Here is a 15,834-nt window from a genome sequence, read left to right on the forward strand (position 1 = left end):
TGACCAGCAGCGTCACCGACATCGATCAGGGCTGCAAGCTGGGCCTCAACCATCCGATGGGGCCGCTGACCCTGCTCGATTTCGTCGGCCTCGACACCGCGCTCGAAATCCTCAACGTCTTCCTCACCACCACCGGCGATCCCAAATATCGTCCGGCGCCGCTGCTGGTCAAATATGTCGAGGCAGGCTGGTATGGCCGCAAGACCGGCAGGGGCTTCTATGATTATTCGGGGCCGGAACCCGTCCCGACCCGCTAAGCCTATCAGGTAGGGCGGCCCCGTGCCGCCCTATCCCGCGCTCAGCCCATGCTTCTTCATGCAATGGCGCAACTGGTCATAGGTCAGGCCCAGCCCCTTGGCGGTCGCTCGCTGATTATAGCGGAACCGCTCCAGCGCCGCCCGCACGATCGCCGCCTCATGCGCGTCGACTGCCGATTTGAGATCGGTGACATCGCCATGCCCGTTCATCACCGATGCGGTCACCGGTCCCGGCGTCGCGCTTTCCGGTGAAACTGCCGCAGGCCCCGGCATCAGCGGGCGCGGCTTCCAGGGCGAGGCGAAGGGGTCGAACACAATGGACGAGATCGGCCGCCCCGGCTCGGGCCAGCGATAGACCGCCCGTTCCACCACGTTGCGCAGCTCGCGCACATTGCCCGGCCAGCCATAGCCTTCCAGTTCGGCTGCGCAGACGGCGGAAAAACCGGGCCATTGCGGCCAGTTCAGTTCCGCCGCCATGCGCCGGCCGAAATGGTCGGCCAATACCGTTATGTCGCCCTCGCGCGCGCGCAGCGGCGGCAGGGTGATGACCTCGAAGCTCAGCCGGTCCAGCAGGTCGGGGCGGAAGCGCCCGGCATCGGCAGCGGCGGGCAGATCCTCGTTGGTCGCCGCGACGATGCGGACATCGACCATCACCGGCCGCGACGATCCGATCCGCGTCACTTCGCCATATTCGATCACCCGCAGCAGCCGCTCCTGCGCCGCCATCGACAATGTGCCCAGTTCGTCCAGGAACAGGGTGCCGCCATCGGCCTCCTCGAACCGGCCCGGCCGCGCCTTGGTCGCGCCGGTGAAGGCGCCCTGTTCATGGCCGAACAATTCCGCCTCGATCAGCGTCTCGGGCAGGGCGGCACAGTTCATCACGATCAGCGGCTCGCCCCAGCGCGGCGACAAATGATGCAGGCGCTCGGCGATCAGCTCCTTGCCGGTGCCGCGTTCGCCGATCACCAGCACCGGGCGATTGAGTTCGGCGGCCCGCCCGGCCAGTTCGACGGCGTCGAGAAAGGCCAGCGACTGGCCGACAAACTGGGTATTTTTCTCCATGCGCCAAAATATGGGGAAATTTCCCAACTTTCAGCAAGCGAAATCTTTCCGCAGCCGTGCCAAATCATCAAAAAATGGCTGTTTTCTGTGCTTTTCGAAAATTGGCACGGCCTCTGCAATGTTGGGAACGAAGCCGCTGCACAGACAGGCGGCACCTTTAGAAGGCTAGGTTCAAGGAGTGTTGAAGATGGAAAAGAACAGCAACAGCGTTCGCGAAATCGGTCAGCTGATGTCGGTCGCCATTGCCGCCGTCCTGTTCGGATCGACCATGATCCTTTCGGCGGTCGGCCCGGCCCGCGCCAGCGAAGCCCCGGTCCTCGCGACCCAGGATACCCCCGCGACCCTGCGCTATCTGGCGTAAGGCCGCACGACCCAGGCCGGGGCGGAAATGCCCCCTCTCGTCCGCCCCGGCCCCCTTGAAGAGAAGACCAGGAGCACCGTTAAAATGGGTATTTTCTCCCGCACCCGAGACATCATCGCCGCCAATGTCACCGACCTGCTCGACAAGGCCGAAGACCCGGCGAAGATGATCCGCATGATCATCCTCGAAATGGAGGAGACGCTGGTCGAGGTGCGCGCGTCCGCCGCTCGCACGATCGCCGACCAGAAGGAAATGCGTCGCCACATCGGCAAGCTGCAGGCTTTGCAGGACGGCTGGACCGAAAAGGCACAGCTCGCCCTCAGCAAGGACCGTGAGGATCTTGCCAAGGCTGCTTTGGTCGAACGCCAGAAGGCCGCGGACATGGCCGAGCATCTCTCCCACGAGATCGAGGTGCTGGACGAGGCGCTGAAGGCGTCGGAAGAGGATATCGCCAAGCTGCAGGGCAAGCTGCGCGAGGCGCGTGCCCGCCAGAACAGCCTGGTCAGCCGCATGGAAAGCGCGCAGAACCGCCTGCGGGTGCGCGAAGCCTATGCCGGCGAGAAGGTCAACGAAGCCTTTGCCCGCTTCGACATGCTCGAACGCCGCGTCGATATGGCCGAAGGCCGCGCCGATGCCATGGGTCTGGGCGCGCAGCCCAAGACGCTGGAAGAGGAAATCGCGGAGCTGAAGTCGGCCGACAAGGTCGATGCCGATCTCGCCGCGCTCAAGGCCAGCATGAACAAGGGAGCCTGATCCGATGGAAGACGTACTGGTCCCCATCGCCGTGGTCGGCATGCTGTTCATCGGCATGCCCTGGCTGATCTTCCACTATGTCACCAAGTGGAAGCAGGCGCCCAAGATCACCGACGAGGACGAGCGGCTGCTGGACGAACTCCACCTGCTCGCCCGCCGTCTCGAAGACAGGCTGCAGACGGTCGAACGGATCGTCGCAGCCGACAATCCCGACTTCCGCCCGCAACGTCCGGCACAGGACGATAATTACGACTTCGACCGGAGGAACTGACATGAGCGCCCGCCGCACCAAATTCTATCTCGACAAGCAGAATGGCAAGTGGATGGGCGTGTGCTCCGGCATCGCCGACTATACCGGGATCGACGTGGTCTGGGTCCGGGTCGGCGCGGTGCTGGTGACCCTGATGGGCGCCTTCCCCTGGACGCTGATCGCCTATTTCGCCGCCGCCTATTTCGCCGATGCCAAGCCCCAGGGCCTCTATTCGGATCGGGACGACGAGAAATTCTGGCAGGGCGTGCGCACCAACCCGGCGCGCTCCACCCGCGACGTCCGCTCCAAGTTCCGCGACATCGACCGCCGCCTCGCCGACATCGAGGTCTATTATACCAGCCGCAACACGCGCCTCGCCGACGAGATCGACAGCCTGCGCTGAAGCATAGCCAGGACGGGGCAGCAATAACGGGGAGTTAAGGCCATGAATTTCGCAGGACCGACCTTCGTTCTGGCCATCATCGCCATGTCGACGCTGGGCTGGATGTTCACCACCTGGGTCCGTGCCCGCCATGGTTATCCGGTTGAAAATGAATGGACGGGCACCGTTCATCGAACAGATCCCGACGCCGGTCGAAAAATCGACCTTCTTTCAAGTGAAAACGAAAAGCTGACTGGCCGCATCAGCCGCCTCGAAGAACGCATCGCAGTCCTCGAACGGATCGCCACCGATCCCGCCGCCCGGACCGCGCGCGATATCGACGCGCTGCGCTGACGCTGACCAGGCAAGGGGAGTAAAGATCATGGTTCCAGTTGAAGTTCTTGCGCCTGCTGCGGTCATCGTCGGATCGCTGGGTGTCGCGGGTTGGGTTTTTACCACCTGGCTTCGCATCCGGCACGGCTACCCGCTGGAAAATAGCTGGGGCAAGGCGGTCTATCCGCAGAAGAATGAGGAACTGGTCGAGCGCATCAAGCTGATCAGCCAGGAAAATGCCCAGCTGCGCGCCGAAATCGGCTCGATGAAGGACCGGCTCGCCGTGGTCGAGCGGATCGTCACCGATGAAAGCCATCAGCTCAATCGCGAAATCGAGCGGCTGCGCGGCCCGGCGAACTGATCGCCCCGCGCGCCTCAAGGGAGGACAAACATGAATCCGTTTGAAATGGTCGTCGCCATCGTCGCGATCACCGCCATCGCCAGCGTCGTCCGCGCCAAATATGGCGTCGTGCGCCGCCACAAGGGCGAGGATTTCATCCAGCGCGGTCCCGATCCGGAGGCCGAACGCCTTCGCGCCGAAGTGAAGGCGCTCAAGGATCGGGTCGCCGTGCTGGAACGGCTCGCCACCGACAGTTCGACCGCGCTGGAGCGCGAATTCGAGAAGCTCAAGGACCGCGACTGATCGCGGCAAAGGACACAGGGAGGACATCATGCAGGATCCCCTCTTCTACCTCACCATGGCCACCGCCGGCCTCGCCGGCCTCACCATCGTCGCCTTCGCGTCGCTGCGCGGCTGGAACGGCTGGCTCGACCTCAAGCGGGCGGAACTGAGCCGCCGCAGCGAGGAAGCCGCCCCACCCTCGGCCGCCGCCCGGATCGAGGTCGCCGACCTCAAGGAACGCATCCGCAAGCTCGAAGCCATCGCCGCCGGCGTCGATCTGTAACGGCCCTTCTCCATTCGCCCTGAGCGAAGTCGAAGGGCCAGGCTGAGCCAGAGGCGAAGCCGCGTCCCTCCGCTTGGGGACCGGTTTCGGGCTTTCCCGCACCGCTTTTCCCCCTATATGGGCGGCATGACCGATCAACCCGCCCCGATGCCCGTTCTGGCCGACCTCCAGGAAGAGTATGAATTTCTCGACGCCGATGATCGCTATCGCCTGTTGATCGATCTCGGCCGGGGGCTGGAGGATATGCCCGACGCGCTCAAGACCGATATGACGCTGGTGCGGGGCTGTTCGGCGGCGGTCTGGGTCTATCCCACGGTGCTCGACGATGGCCGGCTCCATTTCCTCGCCGACAGCAATGCCGCCATCACCAAGGGGATCATCGCGCTGGTGCTGCTGACCGTGCAGGACCGCGCCCCGGCACAGATCGGCGCGACCGATATCGAAGGCGCGCTGGCGCCCTTCGACCTCAAGAACCAGCTCAGCTCCAACCGCACCCAGGGCATTCCCAACATGATCGCCCTGATCCGCGAGACCGCTGCCCGCTACGCCTGACGGAAACTCCCGCGCATCCCCGCGTTCTTGCCTGACAAGGAGAATGCGACAATGCGCCATATCATGCCCCTCGCCATGCTCGGCCTGCTGGCCGCCTGTTCGGGCGGGGACGAGAAGGAACCGACCCAGCGCGACCAGATCGGCCAGGTCTGGAAATATGAAACCGCCGGCGCCAGCCAGAAGGTCGCCTATATCGGCAGCGCCAACAGCGTGCAGACCATGACCGCCGCCGACACCTTCTCGGTGCTGATGGTCCAGCCCATGTCCAATGGCGAAAAGACGGTGACGGTGAAGCTGGTTGGCGCCCCCTTCCAGTGCGACCTGTCCGACTGCGCGGTCGATGCCACCACCGACGATGGCAAGGCCCATCGCTGGAAGGGCCGCATGACCGAAGCGAAGGACGGGATCGAGATCATGCCCTCGCAAAATGCCTATGAGGCGATCACCAAGGCGAAAAGCGTGAAGGTCGACCTCGCCGTCGGCCCCAAGGATCAGCGCTTCCCGTTCGAATTCAATGTCGCCGGGCTCGACCTCAAGAAGGGCGCCTGACGCGCGACTGGCGAGCGCGACGCTGCGCTCGCCATGATCGCCTGCCTTATTCCTGCAGCGACACGCCGGGGCTGCGCGGGTCGGCGGCGCCGATCCAGTGGCCGTCGGCGGTCCGCTCGGCCGCATTGGCCTTGAGGCCCAGGCGCGAGATGGTGACGCGGTGGCCCAGTTTCTCCAGCGGCGCCTTCATCGCTTCCAGCGATGTCCCCTGTTCCAGCACCAGCCCCTCGCCATTGAAGAATTCCAACCCCAGCGCGATCGAATCCTGTGCCGACAGGCCCCAGTCGAAATGGGCGATCAGCGCCTTGGCGACCTGCATGATGATGGTCTTGCCGCCGGCCGCGCCGACGGTGAAGATCGGCATACCCTTATCGTCATAGACGATGGTCGGCGACATGGACGACAACGGCCGCTTGCCCGGTTCCACCCGGTTGGCGACCGGCGCGCCATTCTTCTCGGGCGTGAAGCTGAAATCGGTCAGCTCATTGTTCAGCACCACGCCATTGGCGACCAGCTGGCTGCCGAAGAAGCTCTCGATCGTCGATGTCCAGGCGGCGATGTCGCCATTGCGGTCCACCGCGACGAAATGGCTGGTGCCGCTTTCCGGCTGGGGCAGGGCGCTGGTGCGCGGCTGCGCCCCGGCGGGCAGGCCCGGCTTATAGGCAGTGAGCGCCTTGTTCAGCCGGATCTCGCCCGACCGCTGCTTCAAATAAGCGGGATCAATCAGCCCGGCGATCGGCACATGGACGAACTCGGGATCGCCCAGCCAGGTGTCACGGTCGGCATAGGCGAGCTGCATCGCTTCGCCGATGACGTGCCAGGAGCGCGGGTCATCCTTGCCCCACTGCGCCAGCGGGAAACGCTCGACCATGCCCAGCACCTGCAGCACGGTGATGCCGCCGGCCGACGCCGGCCCCATGCCGCACACCGTATAGGCGCGATAATGGCCGCACACAGGCTTGCGGTCCTTGACCTGGTAATTGGCCAGGTCGTCGGTCGTCATCGGCACCGGATTGCGGGGTGCATTGGTGACGGCCTTGGCGATCGCCTGCGCATTCTCACCCCGATAGAAGGCGTCCGGCCCTTCCGCCGCGATCCGCTTGAACAGGGCGGCGAGCGGCGGGTTCTTCAATGTCGTGCCGACCGCCGGCAATTGCCCGTCGATCCAGTAATAGCTGCGGATTTCCGGGAAATCGGCCCAGATATTCTGCAACGCCTTCAGCGCCGTGGCGGTGCGCTCGCCCAGCTGGAAGCCGTCGTCGGCGAGCCGGATCGCCGGCTGGAACAGGTCGGCCCAGGGCAGCTTGCCCCATTTCTTGTGGGCTTCCCATGCCATGCGCAGATTGCCCGGCACGCCGACCGAATAGCCGCCCGGCCAGGCCTGGACGAAGGGCAGGGGCTTGCCGTCGGCGCCCATGAAACGGTCGGGTCGGGCGGCGGCCGGCGCGGTCTCGCGCCCGTCGATCGATTCCAGCACACCGCTGGCGCCGTCATGATGCATCAGGAAGCCGCCGCCGCCGATGCCGCTATTATGCGGTTCGACCACGTTCAGTGCCAGCATCATCGCGATCGCCGCATCGGTGGCGCTGCCGCCCTTGCGCAATATTTCCTGCCCCGCCGCGGCCGCGCGCGGATCGGCGGCGGACACGGTGGCATTCAACGCCACCGGCTCGCGCGCCAGGGCGGTTACGGGCGCCAGGGCAAGGGGGGCAATCAGGGCGAAGGGGGCCAGCAGGCCGGTCAGGCGGGAGGTCATGGCCGGCACCCTAAAGCTCGCATTTCGTTTCGCAACCCGTCTTGTTTCGATCATGTCCGGGAAGGACGGATCAGGCGTCGATCCCCACCACCTCGCCGATATGCCGCACGCCATCGCGCGCCATCAGCGTCTTGAGGCCTTCATTGATCCGCCTGGCGAGATAGGGGCCTTCATAGACCAGCGCGCTATAGACCTGCACCAGCGAGGCGCCGGCGCGGATGCGGGCATAGGCCTGCTCCGCATTGGCGATGCCACCCACGCCGATCAGCGGCAGCCGGTTGCCCAGCAGCCGGCGGAAGTTGCGCAGCTTGCCCAGCGACAGATCGGTCAGCGGCGCGCCCGACAGGCCGCCGGTCTCGCCCGCATGGGGCGATTGCAGCGCCGGGCGGGTGATGGTGGTGTTCGACACGATCAGCGCGTCGATCCGATGGTCGATGCAGGCGGCGGCAATATCCTCGATATCGGCCGGCTCCAGGTCGGGTGCCACCTTCAGGAAGATCGGCGGGCCGCCTTCGGGCCGTGCCGCCATCACCGCGCCCAGCAGGTCATCCAGCGCCGCCCGGCCCTGCAGCGCGCGTAGGCCCGGCGTGTTGGGCGACGAGATGTTGACGGTCAGATAATCGGCCAGCGGCGCCATGCAGGTAACGCCGGTGGCATAATCGGCATTGGCGCGCCCCGCGGCCGTCGCTTCCTTGTTCGCGCCGATATTGATGCCGATCACCGGTCCTTCGCCTACCGGCCGGCGATAGCGGGCGATGCGGTCGGCGGCGGCGCCCTGGCCGCCATTGTTGAAGCCGAAGCGGTTGATCACCGCTTTGTCCTCGACCAGCCGGAACAGGCGCGGCTGGGGATTGCCCGGCTGTGCCAGCGGGGTCAGCGTGCCCAGTTCGGCAAAGCCGAAGCCCAGTCCATGCATCTTGTGCGCGACCCGGCCATCCTTGTCATAGCCTGCCGCCAGACCGACCGGATTGGGAAAGGCGATGCCCGCCACCGTCTGCGCCAGCATCGGGTCGGCCTTCAGCGGCGCCGGGGTCGGCATCATCCGCAGCAGCGCGATCGACAGATTATGGGCGCGCTCGGCATCGAGCGCGAAGAAGAGCGGACGGATCAGGCGATAGGACATGGCCGCGCTATGCCAGCGGTGCCTGCGCAGGTCGAGTCGTGTTGCGTTATTGCAACAACATATTCCCTTGCGTCATTTCATGACAGAAAACGTCATGAATGCGATCCTTTTCGGTCGTCAGATGTCCGATCTGTCCAATAATCTTCCACCGATTCGGGCTTAAAGCCGTCTTGCGACCCGAAGGCTCTAGGCCATTTTGGCTGATGAGACCTTTTCCTGACCCGGCAGTGAAAGCTGCCGGGTCATTTTTTTGTTGCAACGCTGTGGCGAAAAATCGTCATGGTGACGTCATGGCTCTTGCACGGTCGTTGGCCGCGCTCATAATGCCGCCACTGGGGTGAAACTATGGGGCCGCAACATTGGGATCTGCCGCTGAGTGCGGCGCGGGGGGTGGTGCCGGATAATCGCGGGCCATTGTCCTATTCGGTGGATGCCGAACAGGGCCCGGTCCGCTTGCGCTATTTCACCCCGCCGGAAAAGGTCCGACCCTATTTCGGCTCGCTCTACATATTTTCCGTGGCGGCCGACCATTATGCCGACGTCACCCGCGCCGATGTCGCGCAGTTGCGGCTGATGCTGCGGGGCGATGGTCGCTATCATTTTCAGGATGGATCGGTGCAGCGGCCCCCCGCCGTCGGCCTGATCGGCCCCACGCAGGGCGCGACCCGCTTCGAACTGGATGCCCCGACCCGGCTGCTGGGCGTGTCGCTGCTGCCGGCCGGCTCGCTGGCGCTGCATGGCGGCGACGCCGACAAGCTGGCTGATGGCCTGTGCGATCTGGCGGCGGAGCGGGATGACGGCTTTCTCGACCTGCTCGCCCAGTTGCAGCGCATGGAGGATGGCGACGCCATGGCCGCGCTCACCTGGTCCTTCCTTGCCGAACGGATCAAGCCGTTGCCCGAAGCGACCTGGGCGATCCTGCGGGCGATCGACAGCTGGCTGATCGGCGAAGGCTCGCCCCGGATCGAGGTGCTGAGCGAGATGACCGAATTGTCGCCGCGCCAGCTCGCCCGCATCACCAACAAACTCTATGGCGCCCCGCCCAAGCTGCTCGCCCGCAAATATCGCGCCCTGCGCTGTAGCGCGCGGATCGCGCTCGACCATGAAAGCTGGCAGGCCCTGTGCGATGATGGCAGCTTCTACGACCAGTCGCATTTCATCCGCGAGATCAAGCATTTCATCGGCATGACCCCGCACCAGCTCCAGACCGAGCCGACCGCCGTGGTCCAGCTGACCCTGCTCCGCCGCACGCTGGGCGGTGATGTCGCGGTGCTCAACCGGCTGAGCTGAGCGCTATTTGGAATGCGCCTTTGGCGCATCCGTACCGGCCCACACCCCCACCCGGCCGCCCATCAGGGTATCATGTCTGGGAGGTCGGGTGGGGGTGTGGGCCGGTGCGGCTCTGAAAATGCGCTCTTTCGCGCATTTTCCAAACAGACTCCCAAGGTAGGAGAAATGCCTTGATTCCGGGGGCGAGTGGGACCACATGCCCAATCGGATTGATTCGATCCGATTTGAGAATGGTTCGCAACACGCATGAAATTATCGAGCTTTGCCGATTATGCCGTCGTGCTGATGTCTGCCGCCGCCCGCCACTGCGGTGCGGCGAAGATGAACGCGACCACGCTCAGCGCCGAAACCGGCATCCCGCTGCCCACCGCGCAGAAGCTGGTGAGCCGGCTGTCGGCGGCGGGTCTGCTCGAATCGAGCCGGGGCACTGGTGGCGGCGTGCGCCTGTCACGCCCGCCCGCGACGATCACCCTGGCGGACGTGGTGGAGGCGGTCGAAGGCCCCATCGCCATGACCGCATGCAGCGAACAGGGGGCGCATGACTGCAATCTGGAACAGGATTGCCGCATCCGTCCGCACATGAATCTGGCGAACAACGCGATCCGCGAAGCGCTCGCGAACGTGACCATCGCCAGCCTGACACGAGAAATGGCATGACTGAAGAAGTGAGCACCGTCCGTAATCAGGAAGCGCTGGAGGCCGCCGAGCGCGCCTCCACCTATGAGCATGGCTGGTCGTCGGCCATCGAGCAGGATTTCGCGCCCAAGGGCCTGAACGAGGATACGGTCCGCTTCATCTCGGCCAAGAAGAACGAGCCGCAATGGTTGCTCGACTGGCGCCTCAAGGCCTTCGCCATGTGGCAGAAGATGGAAGCGCCGGACTGGGCCAAGCTCAATGTCCCGCCGATCGATTACCAGGACGCCTATTATTACGCCGAGCCGAAGAAGAAGGTGGAGCTGGATTCGCTGGATCAGGTCGATCCCGAAATCCTCGCCACCTATCAGAAGCTGGGCATCCCCATCGCCGAGCAGGAAATGCTCGCCGGCGTGAAGGGCAGCCGCAAGATCGCGGTCGACGCCGTGTTCGACTCGGTCTCGGTCGCCACCACCTTCCGCAAGGAGCTGGAGGAAGCGGGCGTCATCTTCCGCTCGATCAGCGAAGCGGTGCGCGAATTCCCAGACCTCGTAAAGAAGTGGCTGGGCAAGGTCGTGCCGATGCACGACAATTATTTCGCCACCTTGAACTGCGCGGTCTTTTCCGACGGCACCTTCGTCTACATTCCCAAGGGCGTTCGCTGCCCGATGGAGCTGTCGACCTATTTCCGCATCAATGCGGAAAATACCGGCCAGTTCGAGCGCACGCTGATCGTCGCGGACGATGGCGCCTATGTCTCCTATCTCGAAGGCTGCACCGCGCCGATGCGCGATGAAAATCAGCTCCACGCCGCCGTGGTGGAACTGGTCGCGCTCGACGATGCGGAGATCAAGTACAGCACCGTCCAGAACTGGTATCCCGGTGACGAGAATGGCAAGGGCGGCATCTATAATTTCGTGACCAAGCGCGCGCTCTGCCAGGGCCGCAACTCCAAGGTCAGCTGGACCCAGGTGGAAACCGGCTCCGCCATCACCTGGAAATATCCGTCCTGCGTGCTGAACGGCGAGAATAGCGTCGGCGAATTTTACTCGGTCGCGCTCACCAACAATCTGCAGCAGGCCGACACCGGCACCAAGATGATCCACAATGGCAAGGGCAGCCGCTCGACCATCGTGTCGAAGGGGATCTCGGCCGGCCGGTCCAACAACACCTATCGCGGCCTCGTCCGCGTGAGCCCAAGCGCCGAAGGCGTGCGCAACTTCACCCAGTGCGACAGCCTGCTGCTGGGCGATCAGTGCGGCGCCCACACCGTGCCCTATATCGAGGTGCGCAATCCCAGCGCCCAGATCGAGCATGAGGCGACCACCAGCAAGATCAGCGACGACCAGCTCTTCTACGCGATGCAGCGTGGTCTCGATCAGGAAAGCGCGGTCAGCCTGATCGTCAACGGCTTCGCCAAGGAAGTGCTGCAACAGCTGCCGATGGAATTCGCGGTGGAAGCGCAGAAGCTGCTCGGCATCAGCCTGGAAGGCAGCGTGGGCTAAATTTGCCTGCGCCTTCCCGTCACCCCGGACTTGATCCGGCATCCCGCTTTTCTTGGGCGGGGCGTGAAGGCAGCGGGACCCCGGATCAAGTCCGGGGTGACGATAGAACAGAGATTTGAAGGACGGACAATTGAGCGACGAAGACGATATCCAGGATGCCCTCGCCGATTTCGCGGAGGATGTCGGCAATGGCCAGGCATGGACCGCCGCGATCCGCATCCTGACCGAGGATTATGAGCTGGAAGAGGGCGAGCTTGCCGCCCGCGCCGCCAAGGATTTCGGCGATCTCGACGCCTATCAGGCCGAATGCCGCGATGCGCTGGAAAAGGGCGATGTCGCCATGACCGAGAAGCTGCGGAGCGACAAGGCCTTCCACAAGGCGAAGGCGCCCAACCTCGCCCGCATGGGACCGGTCAGCGAATTCGTCGTCGCGCTGCTGGAAAAGGGCGCGCCCGAACCGGACGCCGACTGGTGGCCCTATATGCCGATCAAGCGCCATATCGACACGCTGTTCCCCGGGCCGGGCGACGTGCGCGACATGGCCTTCTGGACCGCGCGGACGCTCCAGCGCGCGCACAAGGACTAAGACAAGATGCTGACGATCGACAATCTCACCAACGAAATCGACGGCAAGGCGATCCTCAAGGGCCTGTCGCTGCAGATCAATGCGGGCGAAATCCACGCGATCATGGGGCCGAACGGCGCCGGCAAGTCGACCCTCGCCTACACGCTGGGCGGCCGCCCCAACTATGACGTGACCGGCGGCACCGCGACCTTCGAGGGTGAAGACCTGTTCGCCATGGACCCGCATGAGCGCGCCGCTGCCGGGCTCTTTCTGGGCTTCCAATATCCGGTCGAGATCCCCGGCGTCTCCAACCTGCAGTTCCTGCGCGAAAGCCTCAATTCGCAGCGCCGCGCGCGCGGCGAGAAGGAACTGAACGGCGGCGAGTTCATCAAGCTGGCAAAGGAAAAGGCTGGCCTGCTCGGCCTCGACATGGAGATGCTCAAGCGTCCGGTGAATGTCGGCTTTTCCGGTGGTGAGAAGAAGCGCGCCGAAATGGTGCAGATGGGCATCCTCGATCCCAAGCTGGCGATCCTCGACGAAACCGACTCCGGCCTCGACATCGACGCGCTCAAGACCGTCGGCGCGGGCATCAACGCGATCATGCGCAAGCCCGACAAGGCGGTGCTGCTGATCACCCATTATCAGCGCCTGCTCGACTATGTGAAGCCGGACTTCGTTCATGTCCTGGCCGCCGGCCGGATCGTCAAGTCGGGCGGCCCCGAACTGGCGCTGCAGCTGGAAAGCGAAGGCTATGCAGAGGTAATCGCGGCGTGACCCTTCTCGCTCTCCCCACGCGCAAGGACGAAGCCTGGCGTTACAGCGATCTTGACGCACTCGCCGCTGCCTGGCCGGTGCCGGCCGCGACCCGGATCACGGTGGCGGAGGGCGAAAGCGCGCATGACCATCTGCTGCAGGATGCGGCCGATGGCGCGACCGCTGTGCATGACTATGTCATTGATATCGCGGACGGTGCCCGGTTCGATTTCCATCTGCTCAACATTGGCGGCAAGCTGGGACGTGTCACCTTCGCTGTCACGCTCGGCAAGGGCAGCCATTTCGAGCTGAACGGCGCGATCATCGGCGGTGGCGAGCAGACGCTGGAGATCATCACCAGCGTCACCCATGCCCAGCCCGACGCGACCAGCGGCCAGACCGTCCGCTCGATCCTGGGCAGCCATGCCACCGGCAATTATCTCGGCAGCATCAATGTCGCCCGCGATGCCCAGCGCACCGACGCTTTCCAGTCGATCAAGGCGATGCTGCTCGACCGCACCGCCACGGCCAACGCCAAGCCGGAACTGGAAATCTATGCCGACGACGTGAAATGCGCCCATGGCGCGACCGTCGGCGAACTGGACAAGCAGGCTCTCTTCTACATGGCGTCGCGCGGCATGGACCCGGCAACCGCCAAGACGCTTCTGCTCAAGGCCTTCGTCGCCGGCGTGTTCGACGATGTCGCGCAGGACGATCTGCGCGAACGGTTCGAGGCAGCGGCGCTCGCCAAGCTGGGGACGCTGGTATGACCGATCTCGCCCAAGGCCTGCGCCTGCGGGACGATTTCCCCGGTGTCGGCGACTGGCATTATCTCGACAGCGCCGCCACCGCGCAGAAGCCGACCGCCGTGATCGACGCGATCGCCCGTGCCTATGGCCCGGACTATGCCACCGTGCATCGCGGCGTCTATGAACGCTCGGCCAATATGACGCTCGCCTACGAGGCCGCCCGGCGCAAGGTCGCCGGCTTCATCGGCGCCGCGTCGGACAGCGAGATCGTCTATGTCCGCGGCGCGACCGAGGGCATCAATCTGGTCGCCCAATGCTGGGCCGGTACCCAACTCAAGGCCGGCGACCGCATCCTGCTGTCGACCCTCGAACATCACAGCAATATCGTTCCCTGGCAGATCGTCGCCGAAAAGGTCGGGGCCCAGATCGACGTGGTGCCGCTGACGCAGGATGGCCGGATCGATCTCGACGCGATGCGCGCGATGATCACGCCGCGGCACCGCATGGTCGCGCTCGCCCATGTGTCGAACGTGCTCGGCAGCGTGCTCGATTGCCGCCGCGCCGCCGACATCGCCCATATGGTCGGCGCCAAGATCCTGATCGACGGTTGTCAGGCGGTCCCCCGCCTCGCCGTCGATGTGCAGGCGCTGGATTGCGATTTCTACGTCTTCTCCGCGCACAAGCTTTACGGCCCGACCGGCATCGGCGTGCTGTGGGGCCGCAAGGAACTGCTGGACGCCATGCCCCCCTATCAGGGCGGCGGATCGATGATCGACAAGGTGACGTTCGAAAAGACCACCTATGCCCCCGCGCCGACCCGGTTCGAGGCGGGGACGCCGCATATCGTCGGCGTCGTCGGCCTGTCCGCTGCGATCGATTATGTGCAGGGCATCGGCCTCGACGCCATCCACGCCCATGAATGCGCCATGGTGGCCAAGGCCCGCGCCGCGATCAGCCAGATCAATAGCGTGCGCGTCTTCGGCCCCGAAGATTCGGCCGGCATCCTTTCTTTCGAGGTGGAGGGGGTGCATCCGCACGATGTCGGCACCATATTGGACGAAACGGGTGTCGCGATCCGCGCCGGCCATCATTGCGCCCAGCCGCTGATGCGGCATCTGGGCGTCGAGGCGACCGCACGGGCCAGTTTCGGCATCTACAGCGACGACAGCGACGTGGATGCGCTGGTCAAGGGCATTGAACGGGTAAGGAAGATCTTCGGATGACCGAGGAAAAGAAGTTCATGGTGGAAGAAGTCGACGCGGTGGAAACCCCGCCCAAGGCGCGCGTGGAAGAGGCGGAGGCTGCTCCGCGCCAGCGCGACTATCTCGATGGTTTCCTGGCGCAAAAGCCCAGCGAAGTCGCGGCCGGTGAGCCGGGCGGCGATCTCTATGACGGCATCATCGATGCGCTGAAGGAAATCTTCGACCCCGAAATCCCGGTCAACATCTATGACCTCGGCCTCATCTACGGCGTCGACGTCACCAGCGACGGCCATGCCGTCGTCACCATGACGCTGACCACGCCGCATTGCCCGGTCGCCGAATCCATGCCTGGCGAAGTCGAACTGCGCGTCGGCGCGGTGCCCGGCGTCGGCGATGTAGAAGTGAACCTGGTCTGGGATCCGCCATGGGATCCGGGCAAGATGTCGGACGAAGCCAAGCTCGAACTGGGAATGCTCTGATGACCGAGACGACCACCAAGACTCGTGCCCGCCCCGCCGCCGTCATGCTGACGCCCAGCGCCGAAGGCCGCATCGCCGAGCTGATGGCGCAGGCGCCCGAAGGCGCGATCGGGGTCAAGCTCTCGACCCCCAAGCGCGGCTGCTCGGGCCTTGCCTATTCGGTCGACTATGTCACCGAAGAAGCCAAGTTCGACGAGAAGATCGAGACCCCCGGCGGTGTCCTCTATATCGATGGCGCCTCGGTCCTCTATCTCATCGGTTCGACCATGAACTGGGTAGAGGATGATTTCACCGCCGGCTTCGTCTTCGCCAATCCCAATGCCAAGGGCAGCTGCGGCTGCGGCGAGAGCTTCACGGTCTGATACCAGTTCAGGG

23 protein-coding genes are annotated in these 15,834 nt (G+C 64.4%); 20 read left to right on the forward strand and 3 right to left on the reverse strand.

Features of this window, described 5'->3' with window-relative positions; translation table 11 throughout:
- Window positions 1-257: 3-hydroxyacyl-CoA dehydrogenase family protein (locus BRX37_RS02710; RefSeq protein ID WP_318276574.1), on the forward strand; the 257-nt coding region annotated here is incomplete at its 5' end.
- A gap of 30 nt (window positions 258-287) precedes the next feature.
- Here the strand turns inward: BRX37_RS02710 and pspF are convergent.
- Window positions 288-1,319 (reverse strand): phage shock protein operon transcriptional activator, encoded by a 1,032-nt coding sequence (pspF, locus tag BRX37_RS02715; protein ID WP_125985426.1) that lies wholly within the window; start codon window positions 1,317-1,319, stop codon window positions 288-290.
- A 187-nt stretch (window positions 1,320-1,506) separates the two neighbouring features.
- Between pspF and BRX37_RS26580 the strand changes: the two genes are divergently transcribed.
- The 10 genes from BRX37_RS26580 to BRX37_RS02760 all read left to right on the forward strand — a co-directional run bounded on the left by BRX37_RS26580 (window position 1,507) and on the right by BRX37_RS02760 (window position 5,404).
- Window positions 1,507-1,680 (forward strand): hypothetical protein, encoded by a 174-nt coding sequence (locus tag BRX37_RS26580; RefSeq protein ID WP_007708701.1) that lies wholly within the window; start codon window positions 1,507-1,509, stop codon window positions 1,678-1,680.
- A gap of 84 nt (window positions 1,681-1,764) precedes the next feature.
- A complete protein-coding gene (gene pspA, locus BRX37_RS02720) occupies window positions 1,765-2,433 on the forward strand; it encodes a phage shock protein PspA (RefSeq protein WP_004209375.1) in 669 nt (222 codons plus the stop codon).
- Between the two features lie 4 nt (window positions 2,434-2,437).
- Entirely contained in the window at window positions 2,438-2,704 is a 267-nt protein-coding gene (gene pspB, locus BRX37_RS02725) for an envelope stress response membrane protein PspB (protein ID WP_017500988.1), read from the forward strand.
- 1 nt (window position 2,705) lies between these two features.
- Entirely contained in the window at window positions 2,706-3,086 is a 381-nt protein-coding gene (pspC, locus tag BRX37_RS02730; RefSeq protein WP_004209378.1) for an envelope stress response membrane protein PspC, read from the forward strand.
- 42 nt (window positions 3,087-3,128) lie between these two features.
- Complete coding sequence (locus BRX37_RS02735; protein WP_004209379.1) at window positions 3,129-3,419, forward strand: hypothetical protein; 291 nt, start codon at window positions 3,129-3,131, stop codon at window positions 3,417-3,419.
- A 28-nt stretch (window positions 3,420-3,447) separates the two neighbouring features.
- Window positions 3,448-3,759 carry a hypothetical protein gene (locus BRX37_RS02740; protein WP_037508090.1) on the forward strand — a complete coding sequence of 104 codons (312 nt, stop codon included), beginning with the start codon at window positions 3,448-3,450 and terminating at the stop codon, window positions 3,757-3,759.
- Window positions 3,760-3,789: 30 nt separating this feature from the next.
- Window positions 3,790-4,041 carry a hypothetical protein gene (locus BRX37_RS02745; protein ID WP_007708693.1) on the forward strand — a complete coding sequence of 84 codons (252 nt, stop codon included), beginning with the start codon at window positions 3,790-3,792 and terminating at the stop codon, window positions 4,039-4,041.
- 28 nt (window positions 4,042-4,069) lie between these two features.
- Complete coding sequence (locus BRX37_RS02750; RefSeq protein ID WP_010339237.1) at window positions 4,070-4,303, forward strand: hypothetical protein; 234 nt, start codon at window positions 4,070-4,072, stop codon at window positions 4,301-4,303.
- Window positions 4,304-4,420: 117 nt separating this feature from the next.
- Window positions 4,421-4,855, forward strand: a complete 435-nt coding sequence (locus BRX37_RS02755) for a SufE family protein (protein WP_010339236.1) — start codon at window positions 4,421-4,423, stop codon at window positions 4,853-4,855.
- A gap of 51 nt (window positions 4,856-4,906) precedes the next feature.
- Entirely contained in the window at window positions 4,907-5,404 is a 498-nt protein-coding gene (locus BRX37_RS02760) for a hypothetical protein (RefSeq protein ID WP_125985427.1), read from the forward strand.
- A gap of 46 nt (window positions 5,405-5,450) precedes the next feature.
- Here BRX37_RS02760 and ggt read toward each other — a convergent pair whose 3' ends face one another.
- Window positions 5,451-7,160 (reverse strand): gamma-glutamyltransferase, encoded by a 1,710-nt coding sequence (gene ggt, locus BRX37_RS02765; RefSeq protein WP_125985428.1) that lies wholly within the window; start codon window positions 7,158-7,160, stop codon window positions 5,451-5,453.
- 70 nt (window positions 7,161-7,230) lie between these two features.
- Entirely contained in the window at window positions 7,231-8,283 is a 1,053-nt protein-coding gene (locus BRX37_RS02770; RefSeq protein WP_125985429.1) for a quinone-dependent dihydroorotate dehydrogenase, read from the reverse strand.
- Between the two features lie 345 nt (window positions 8,284-8,628).
- Between BRX37_RS02770 and BRX37_RS02775 the strand changes: the two genes are divergently transcribed.
- The 9 genes from BRX37_RS02775 (at window position 8,629) to BRX37_RS02815 (ending at window position 15,821) form a co-directional block, all read left to right on the forward strand.
- Entirely contained in the window at window positions 8,629-9,573 is a 945-nt protein-coding gene (locus BRX37_RS02775) for a helix-turn-helix domain-containing protein (RefSeq protein WP_125985430.1), read from the forward strand.
- A 246-nt stretch (window positions 9,574-9,819) separates the two neighbouring features.
- Window positions 9,820-10,230 (forward strand): RrF2 family transcriptional regulator, encoded by a 411-nt coding sequence (locus BRX37_RS02780; RefSeq protein WP_004209390.1) that lies wholly within the window; start codon window positions 9,820-9,822, stop codon window positions 10,228-10,230.
- Window positions 10,227-11,711, forward strand: a complete 1,485-nt coding sequence (gene sufB, locus BRX37_RS02785; RefSeq protein WP_010339231.1) for a Fe-S cluster assembly protein SufB — start codon at window positions 10,227-10,229, stop codon at window positions 11,709-11,711. The genes BRX37_RS02780 and sufB overlap by 4 nt, the downstream gene beginning before the upstream one ends.
- 130 nt (window positions 11,712-11,841) lie before the next feature.
- Window positions 11,842-12,297 carry a hypothetical protein gene (locus BRX37_RS02790; RefSeq protein ID WP_125985431.1) on the forward strand — a complete coding sequence of 152 codons (456 nt, stop codon included), beginning with the start codon at window positions 11,842-11,844 and terminating at the stop codon, window positions 12,295-12,297.
- Between the two features lie 6 nt (window positions 12,298-12,303).
- Complete coding sequence (gene sufC / locus BRX37_RS02795) at window positions 12,304-13,050, forward strand: Fe-S cluster assembly ATPase SufC (protein ID WP_017500995.1); 747 nt, start codon at window positions 12,304-12,306, stop codon at window positions 13,048-13,050.
- A complete protein-coding gene (locus BRX37_RS02800; RefSeq protein ID WP_037508100.1) occupies window positions 13,047-13,799 on the forward strand; it encodes a SufD family Fe-S cluster assembly protein in 753 nt (250 codons plus the stop codon). The genes sufC and BRX37_RS02800 overlap by 4 nt, the downstream gene beginning before the upstream one ends.
- A complete protein-coding gene (locus BRX37_RS02805) occupies window positions 13,796-15,001 on the forward strand; it encodes an aminotransferase class V-fold PLP-dependent enzyme (protein WP_125985432.1) in 1,206 nt (401 codons plus the stop codon). Before BRX37_RS02800 ends, BRX37_RS02805 begins: the two co-directional genes overlap by 4 nt.
- Window positions 14,998-15,459, forward strand: a complete 462-nt coding sequence (locus BRX37_RS02810; protein WP_010335502.1) for an SUF system Fe-S cluster assembly protein — start codon at window positions 14,998-15,000, stop codon at window positions 15,457-15,459. The genes BRX37_RS02805 and BRX37_RS02810 overlap by 4 nt, the downstream gene beginning before the upstream one ends.
- Window positions 15,459-15,821, forward strand: coding sequence for a HesB/IscA family protein (locus BRX37_RS02815; RefSeq protein ID WP_017503694.1), 363 nt, complete (start codon window positions 15,459-15,461; stop codon window positions 15,819-15,821). Before BRX37_RS02810 ends, BRX37_RS02815 begins: the two co-directional genes overlap by 1 nt.
- Window positions 15,822-15,834: the final 13 nt, after the last annotated feature.

Source organism: Sphingomonas sp. S-NIH.Pt3_0716 (assembly GCF_003950715.1).
Classification (GTDB): Bacteria; Pseudomonadota; Alphaproteobacteria; order Sphingomonadales; family Sphingomonadaceae; genus Sphingobium; species Sphingobium yanoikuyae_A.